The organism is Oceanirhabdus sp. W0125-5 (assembly GCF_027938815.1).
In the GTDB taxonomy this organism is placed as follows: domain Bacteria; phylum Bacillota; class Clostridia; order Clostridiales; family Clostridiaceae; genus Oceanirhabdus.
The window spans coordinates 280001-287500 of the sequence record NZ_CP115913.1 but is presented as its reverse complement, the minus strand read 5'-3'; the positions used below and the strand labels follow the sequence as shown (position 1 = coordinate 287500).

At 32.7% G+C, this 7500-nt stretch carries 5 protein-coding genes, 6 tRNA genes and 2 rRNA genes (2 of these 13 only partly in view); 12 read left to right on the top strand and 1 reads right to left on the bottom strand.

Annotation, left to right across the window (positions count from 1 at the left end; all coding sequences use genetic code 11):
• The 11 genes from OW730_RS01345 to OW730_RS01295 form a co-directional block, all read left to right on the top strand.
• A 23S ribosomal RNA gene (locus tag OW730_RS01345) occupies positions 1-1307 on the top strand; it begins 1593 nt to the left of the window's first position.
• Between the two features lie 65 nt (positions 1308-1372).
• Positions 1373-1489 (top strand): 5S ribosomal RNA (rrf, locus tag OW730_RS01340).
• Positions 1490-1494: 5 nt separating this feature from the next.
• Positions 1495-1569, top strand: a tRNA-Asn gene (locus OW730_RS01335).
• Positions 1570-1579: 10 nt separating this feature from the next.
• Positions 1580-1655, top strand: a tRNA-Phe gene (locus tag OW730_RS01330).
• Between the two features lie 23 nt (positions 1656-1678).
• Positions 1679-1752, top strand: a tRNA-Cys gene (locus OW730_RS01325).
• A 185-nt stretch (positions 1753-1937) separates the two neighbouring features.
• Positions 1938-2492 carry an RNA polymerase sigma factor gene (locus OW730_RS01320; RefSeq protein ID WP_271227363.1) on the top strand — a complete coding sequence of 185 codons (555 nt, stop codon included), beginning with the start codon at positions 1938-1940 and terminating at the stop codon, positions 2490-2492.
• Positions 2482-2832: a hypothetical protein gene (locus OW730_RS01315; protein ID WP_271227362.1), complete on the top strand. Its 351-nt coding sequence runs from the start codon at positions 2482-2484 to the stop codon at positions 2830-2832. The genes OW730_RS01320 and OW730_RS01315 overlap by 11 nt, the downstream gene beginning before the upstream one ends.
• The gene (locus OW730_RS01310) at positions 2829-5246 is read left to right on the top strand and encodes a tetratricopeptide repeat protein (protein WP_271227361.1); all 2418 of its coding nucleotides are present in this window, start codon (positions 2829-2831) and stop codon (positions 5244-5246) included. Before OW730_RS01315 ends, OW730_RS01310 begins: the two co-directional genes overlap by 4 nt.
• 133 nt (positions 5247-5379) lie before the next feature.
• A tRNA-Asn gene (locus OW730_RS01305) sits at positions 5380-5454 on the top strand.
• Between the two features lie 7 nt (positions 5455-5461).
• Positions 5462-5537: transfer RNA gene (locus tag OW730_RS01300), tRNA-Phe, on the top strand.
• A gap of 22 nt (positions 5538-5559) precedes the next feature.
• Positions 5560-5633: transfer RNA gene (locus OW730_RS01295), tRNA-Cys, on the top strand.
• A 76-nt stretch (positions 5634-5709) separates the two neighbouring features.
• Here OW730_RS01295 and OW730_RS01290 read toward each other — a convergent pair.
• Positions 5710-6558: an AraC family transcriptional regulator gene (locus OW730_RS01290; protein ID WP_271227360.1), complete on the bottom strand. Its 849-nt coding sequence runs from the start codon at positions 6556-6558 to the stop codon at positions 5710-5712.
• 129 nt (positions 6559-6687) lie between these two features.
• Here OW730_RS01290 and dapA point away from each other — a divergent pair, with 129 nt between their 5' ends.
• Positions 6688-7500: the 5' portion of a 4-hydroxy-tetrahydrodipicolinate synthase gene (gene dapA, locus OW730_RS01285; RefSeq protein ID WP_271227359.1), read on the top strand. Its footprint extends 54 nt past the window's final position; the window shows 813 of its 867 coding nt (coding positions 1-813); the start codon lies at positions 6688-6690; its stop codon lies beyond the right edge, outside the window.

The following is a 7500-nucleotide window of genomic DNA, read 5'->3' as shown; positions in this document are numbered from 1 at the left end:
GCTGCCAAGAAAAGCCTCTAAGGAGGAGTTTGGTGCCCGTACCGCAAACCGACACAGGTAGGTGAGGAGAGAATCCTAAGGCCGGCGGAAGAATTACTGTTAAGGAACTCGGCAAATTGACCCCGTAACTTCGGGAGAAGGGGTGCCTACGAGAGTAGGCCGCAGTGAATAGGCCCAAACAACTGTTTACCAAAAACACAGGTCTCTGCTAAATCGTAAGATGATGTATAGGGGCTGACGCCTGCCCGGTGCTGGAAGGTTAAGGGGATCACTTAGCGTAAGCGAAGGTGTGAACTTAAGCCCCAGTAAACGGCGGCCGTAACTATAACGGTCCTAAGGTAGCGAAATTCCTTGTCGGGTAAGTTCCGACCCGCACGAATGGCGTAATGATTTGGGCACTGTCTCAACAGTAAATCCGGTGAAATTGTAGTACCAGTGAAGATGCTGGTTACCCGCGGTTGGACGGAAAGACCCCGTAGAGCTTTACTGTAGCTTAGCATTGAATTTCGGTATTGTCTGTACAGGATAGGTGGGAGACTAGGAAACTGGGGCGTTAGCTTCAGTGGAGTCGTCCTTGGGATACCACCCTGGCAGTACTGGAATTCTAACGAGTGGCCATGAATCTGGTCATCGGACATTGCTAGGTGGGCAGTTTGACTGGGGCGGTCGCCTCCTAAAAAGTAACGGAGGCGCTCAAAGGTTCCCTCAGCGCGGTCGGAAATCGCGCGAAGAGTGCAAAGGCAGAAGGGAGCCTGACTGCGACACCTACAAGTGGAGCAGGGACGAAAGTCGGACTTAGTGATCCGGTGGTACCTCGTGGGAGGGCCATCGCTCAACGGATAAAAGCTACCTCGGGGATAACAGGCTTATCTCCCCCAAGAGTCCACATCGACGGGGAGGTTTGGCACCTCGATGTCGGCTCGTCGCATCCTGGGGCTGTAGCTGGTCCCAAGGGTTGGGCTGTTCGCCCATTAAAGCGGCACGCGAGCTGGGTTCAGAACGTCGTGAGACAGTTCGGTCCCTATCCGCCGCGGGCGTAGGAAATTTGAGAGGAGCTGTCCTTAGTACGAGAGGACCGGGATGGACTGACCTCTGGTGTACCAGTTGTCGCGTCAGCGGCACCGCTGGGTAGCTATGTCGGGAAGGGATAAACGCTGAAGGCATCTAAGCGTGAAGCCCACCTCAAGATTAGATTTCCCTGCCTAGTGCAATAAGATCCCTTGAAGAACACAAGGTTGATAGGCTGGAGGTGTAAGTGTGGTAACACATGTAGCTGACCAGTACTAATAGATCGAAGACTTAATCTTAAAACTTACTTTGTGCAATTTTGAAGGAACATCCTTCAAAAACTGAATTAAAAAAATGGATATAATCTGGTAATAATGGCGTGAAGGTTACACACCTTCCCATTCCGAACAGGATTGTTAAGCTTCACAGCGCTGATGGTACTGCACTGGAGACGGTGTGGGAGAGTAAGACGTTGCCAGGTAATGTTCCGCGATAGCTCAATGGTGGAGCACTCGGCTGTTAACCGATAGGTTGGAGGTTCAAGTCCTCTTCGCGGAGCCATTTTTTTTATGGCTGGATAGCTCAGTCGGTAGAGCAGAGGACTGAAAATCCTCGTGTCCCTGGTTCGATTCCTGGTCTAGCCACCAGTTTTTTTTTTATAATTAAATTTGGCGCCATGGCCAAGTGGTAAGGCAGAGGCCTGCAAAGCCTTTATCCCCGGTTCAAATCCGGGTGGCGCCTCCAAAAAACTCACTACATAAATGTAGTGAGTTTTTTTGTGTTTCAAAATATAAAAACTTGAGAACTGTCCCCACAAATTATAAAATATCTTTGTAACCTTCTTCCAATTAAATGCATCTAATTTATGTATAATCAAAAATGGATAAATTTAAGATGGAAAATCAGGTTATATAAAGTGAGGTGGGATTTTGAAAGAGGGGACAGTTGTTCAATCACATAGTAAATTGTCATGCAAAACTGAAATCAAAAAGTTAGAAGTAAGTAAGCTGTATAATGAATGTGGAAATACTCTCATTAGAGCTGCATATTTGATTTTAAAGGATAGAGAATTAGCTGAAGATGTAATTCAAGAAGTATTTTTAAGCGTGTATGTTAATTACCATAGTTTTAGAGGAGATAGTGATATAAATACTTATTTATATAGAATAATGATAAACAAGTGTAGAGAGAAGATGAGAAAGAATTGGTTTAGGAAAAGAGCTAACATAGATGTGAATGAAACTATGATTATTGTTGATAATGAAGAAAATAAATTAATAGAAAAAATGTTTTTAAGTCAGAATATTTGGAAACTGAATCAGAAGTATAAAGAAGTAATTGTATTATTCTACTATAACAATTTATCAATTAAAGAAATATCAATTATTTTAAACATAACTGAAAATAATGTAAAAGTTCGACTTAAAAGAGCTAGGGAAAAACTTAAGGAATTTATGAAAGGAGAGGGTATGTATGAGAGATAGAGTAATTAAATTAAACTCTGAAAATAAATTAGATACATTGATAGAACAGGAAATAGTACTACAAAAAGAAGTTAGAGAAAAAATTGATCTGAAGCTTGAAAGCATCAATACCAATAATGTTGATATTCAAGAAACCTTTAAAAAAGGAGATAAACCTTATTATAAATTTAAAGAGTTATTAAATAAAGAAATTGAGATATCTACTTCAGTAGTGGCATTCTTTTTAGTGATTATATTAACCTCTTCATTAATCTTTAATATAAATTCAATTAAAGTTAATGCTCAGGAAATAAGGAATAGTAAAATAAAGGTTGAATGTTTAGGTGGTGATAATAAATGAAAAAGATAAGAATTAAGATATCAACATTAATTATCATAGTTACTTTAATTATTGGAATAACAGTTGTTCCTACTGTATTTAAAGGAAATATATTATATTTTATTGGGAATGTTTATAAATATTTAGGAAAGAAGGATGTAGCGGATACTTATTATAAAAAAGTGATAGATACTAATAAAAATCATAAGTTATCTGTAGAAGCTGCAATAAAAAGATTTGAAAGTTTACTAGAAGAAAAAAATCTAGGGTATATGAAAGCTCTCACAGTACACCAGGGGTATGGTGGAGGAGGATATGTTATTTCCGCTGAAAGTTTAGTCAGAATAAATAAAGAATATAATCAATTAATTAGTCAATCTAAAAAAGATGATAGAGTTGCGCTATATGAAATATATGTTTCAATGATGAATTGGTTTGCAGGAGAAACAAAAGAGGCCTTAAATATTATTGAGAGTATAGATTATATTAAAAATGATGAACTAGAAGTCTACAGAGAGTTAAATATTTCTGCAATGAATATAGTTTTATCAGAGTATGAAAAAGGAGAAGAATTAATTTTCTCATCTTTAAGAAATAATAAATTCAATGAATATAAACAAGTTATGTTGGCTTTTATATATTTTATGAGGAAAGAAGATACTTCAGAGATTTTAGAGTATACTCCAGAGTCTTTATTATTTGAAAATGATAAGATAACAGGTATTAAGAAGAAAATAGCTGAATATGAAATTGAGAAAACTGATGAAGAATATGTTCTAAGTGTATTTGATGAATTCATTGATGATGGAAGATTCATAAGAGATCATAAAAGTTGGAAGTTTAAAGATGATACAATTACAAAAGGAAACTCCATTGTTAAAGGTAAAATTATGTGCGATAATAAGCCTCTTAGAGGGGTAATTGTACGCTTGTCTAAACACGAAGGATTAAGTACTGGTGGAATGTTTGCGAATATATGGTTTGGTGATCAAGGATATGGAATTACTGATGAAAATGGAGAATATACAATTGAGAATGTAGGGGAAGGGGATTATGGTGTATCACTTACATTTCCATGGCAAATAATTACTGGAAAGGTTATTAAAAAAAGTCTTGATGATAGAATTCATATTAAAGATAATGAGGTAATTGAAGAAAATATTAAAATTTTTGAAGCACCAAGAGTTTCTAAAATAGAGTATATTGATGATAATAGAATAAAGGTGGAATGGGAAAATATACAGGAAGTTGAAGATGTAGAATATATAGAAGCTAGGTTATTTGTGAAAAATGAAAATAATGAACTTGTAGGTATACCAAATACATCTTGGCATGTTGAACTAGATGAAAAAAATAAAAACTACGCAATTGTAAATATGAAGAAAACTCTTGAGAACATGACGGGTAGGATTTGGCATTGGTCTAGTATGAGTAAAGTGGATCCATATCAATTATTTGAAGGATTTTATATAGGTGGGGATTACACTTTTGAAGTGAATTTTAAATATAAAGATCAAGAACAATATCAATACCATGGAGGGGGAACAGGGGGAATATATTCTAAAAAAGAAAATATTAAAATAAAAGTTCAAGGTAAAAAATTATCAGAAGCAGATAAATATCTTATTAATAAAGATTATGAAAAAGCAATAGAACACTTTGAAAATATCCTTCAAGATAATCCAAATGATCTACATGTGTTAAATATTCTATCTTCAATATATAGTAAAGGGTACTTTATAACATATGAAGATGAAGAAAAAAGAGATGGTGAAATAATTCATCTTGGACAAGATTTAGATAAGGCTTTAGAATATACACTAAGATTATTAAATGTATATGAAAATGAATTTATTTTAAATAAGTTAGAGAGAATATATTCGGATTTAGATATGGAAGAAGAAGCTTTTAAAGTTAATCAAAAGTTAGTTAAAGAATATGATAAGTATTATAGGAATAAGTATATTTCTAGATATTATATAAGAAAAGGTAATATTACTGAAGCATATGAGTCTATCAAGGAATTTCATGAAAAAGAAGAGAGTGTGTATGAGGATTTCTGTGATATTATCATGATGAGTATAATATTAAATGATAAAGAAGAGTTAGAAAAACTGATCCCACTGGAAAAGTATAGATTTAGTATAAATGCTTTAGAAGAGTTAAAATATTATTTAACAATAGATACAAATAAGTATAAAGACTTCTTTAGCAATAATAATAAAGATATAGATGCAGTGAAAATGCTAGAAAAGGATAATTCTGATTTAGGAGTACTTTATAAAGGGATAATAACCTTATTAAAAAGAGACGGAGAATATGAAGAGGAGTATACTATTTTATATAATAAACAAAGGGATTTAAAACTAAAAAGAATTATGAAATATTTTGGTCAATGTGAGATTAGAAGTGATTATGGTGATGAACTTTATTAGTAATATATGGATTATTGTGTAAGAAATTAAAAAGAATATTAAAAACAAAAAAATATTCAAAAAACTATTGACAAAAGTCTAATATATCGGTAAAATATCATTTGTCGGGACAATGTTTCTGACAACAATATATTCCGCGATAGCTCAACGGTGGAGCACTCGGCTGTTAACCGATAGGTTGGAGGTTCGAATCCTCTTCGCGGAGCCATTTATGTGGCTGGATAGCTCAGTCGGTAGAGCAGAGGACTGAAAATCCTCGTGTCCCTGGTTCGATTCCTGGTCTAGCCACCATTTTTTATTTTAAAGTTTATATGGCGCCATGGCCAAGTGGTAAGGCAGAGGCCTGCAAAGCCTTTATCCCCGGTTCAAATCCGGGTGGCGCCTCCAAAATAAAACCTTTTACAATTGTAAAAGGTTTTATTTTTTTTATTTATTAAGTAAAATTAGCTAACTTTTGTACTGATTAAGTATTTAGTTTTTTATATTCACTTGGAGATATACCAAAGAATTTTTTAAAACTTCTATAGAAATTTGAATAATCTTTGAATCCGCAAGATGAAAAAATCTTAGATGGGTTATGCCCTTCTCGTAATAAGCTGCTTGCTAAAATTAATCTTTTTTGCGTTACATAATTATTAATGGTGAACCCAGTAAATTCTTTAAACTTATGCATTAAATAATATCTATTCATATAAAATTCTTTTGCAATCATATCTATAGTTAAATCTAATGTAATATTCTCGTTAATGTATTTAAGTATATTTGATACATTCTCATCATGAGTCATTAATGTATCTGTTTCTTGAGGAGAACATTCTAGGGTAAGTCTATTAAGATTCACTAAGAGTTTAATAAAAAGAGCATCTAATAACTGCTCATTTCCAAATAAATCACTACTTTTCTCTTTATGCATTTCATATAAAATATCTTGGATTATAGATATTTTATTACCTAACCTTAAAAGATTCAGTTTAGTATTTTCATGAGATGTAAAACAGTTACTAAGATCCCATTTAGTTGAGCTTATCTTAGATAGATAATCAGGGTTTATCCAGAAAATAAATCGTTCATAAGGGTTGTTTGAGTTTATGATGGGTTTATGTATTTCATTATTTGATATAAATAGAATATCCCAAGGTTTCATTTTATAAGCCTTACCTTCAATTAGATAGGTTACATCACCAGATAACATAATGACAACTTTAAGAAAGTCATGAAAATGATATTCAAAAGAATACTCTTTTTTATCTTTTAGATAAAACATTTTAAAATTCTCATTCAGAAAACCTCTTTTTTCTCCGTTTATATCCATAGCAAACTCCTTTTTGTATAATAAAAACATAATATAGCACTATTTACAATATATCAAGCATTTAATGAGAATTAAATTGTAAAAAAAAATAATAAAATAATTATATAATATTACAATTTGGAGGAAATTATGATTAGAGGCATAGTAATTCCTATAATAACACCATTTAAAAATGACCAAATAAATTTTAAAGATTATAGAAAGCTTATAAATCATTATATAAATTTAGGGGTAAAAGCTATAATTCCAATGGGAACTACAGGAGAAATACATTCACTAAGAAAAGATGAAATATATGAGATTATAGAGAAAACGATAGAATATGTGGATGATAGAATAGATATCTTTTTTGGGTTAGGTGGGAATACTAACAGTAAAGTTATAGAGCAAGTTAAGAATATGAGCAAGTACAAGTTTAATGGATTCTTAATAACATGCCCGTATTATATAAGACCAAATCAGTTAGGAATAAAAGAATATTATAAAGATATTGCAGAAAATACTGAAAAGGATATAATTATATATAATATTCCTTATAGAACAGGTGTAAATATAGAAAATAAAACAATAATAGAGTTAAGTAAAATACCAAATATAGTAGGGTTAAAAGATTGTTGTGGAAATATATTAAATTCATTAGAATTATTGAGGAATAAACCTCAAGGCTTTTCTATATTAACTGGAGAGGATAAAGTACTATTTCAATTTTTAGTATCAGGTTATGATGGAGGAATTTTGTCATCAGCACATGTAATGACGGATGAATTTATAAAAATGTATAAATATATTTATGAAAATAATCATAAACAAGCCGCAATTATTTGGAATAAGCTATATAGTATTTGTGATACATTATTTAAAGAGCCTAATCCAGCACCTATAAAATATAAATTATTTATTGATGGGTTGATAGAAAGCTATGAAACAAGAAAACCCATAATG

Bases quoted from the DNA above. Each gene is read 5' to 3' on its own strand.
- OW730_RS01315 (WP_271227362.1), top strand. From the start codon at position 2,482: ATGAGAGATAGAGTAATTAAATTAAACTCTGAAAATAAATTAGATACA.
- OW730_RS01310 (WP_271227361.1), top strand. From the start codon at position 2,829: ATGAAAAAGATAAGAATTAAGATATCAACATTAATTATCATAGTTACT.
- OW730_RS01290 (WP_271227360.1), bottom strand. From the start codon at position 6,558: ATGGATATAAACGGAGAAAAAAGAGGTTTTCTGAATGAGAATTTTAAA.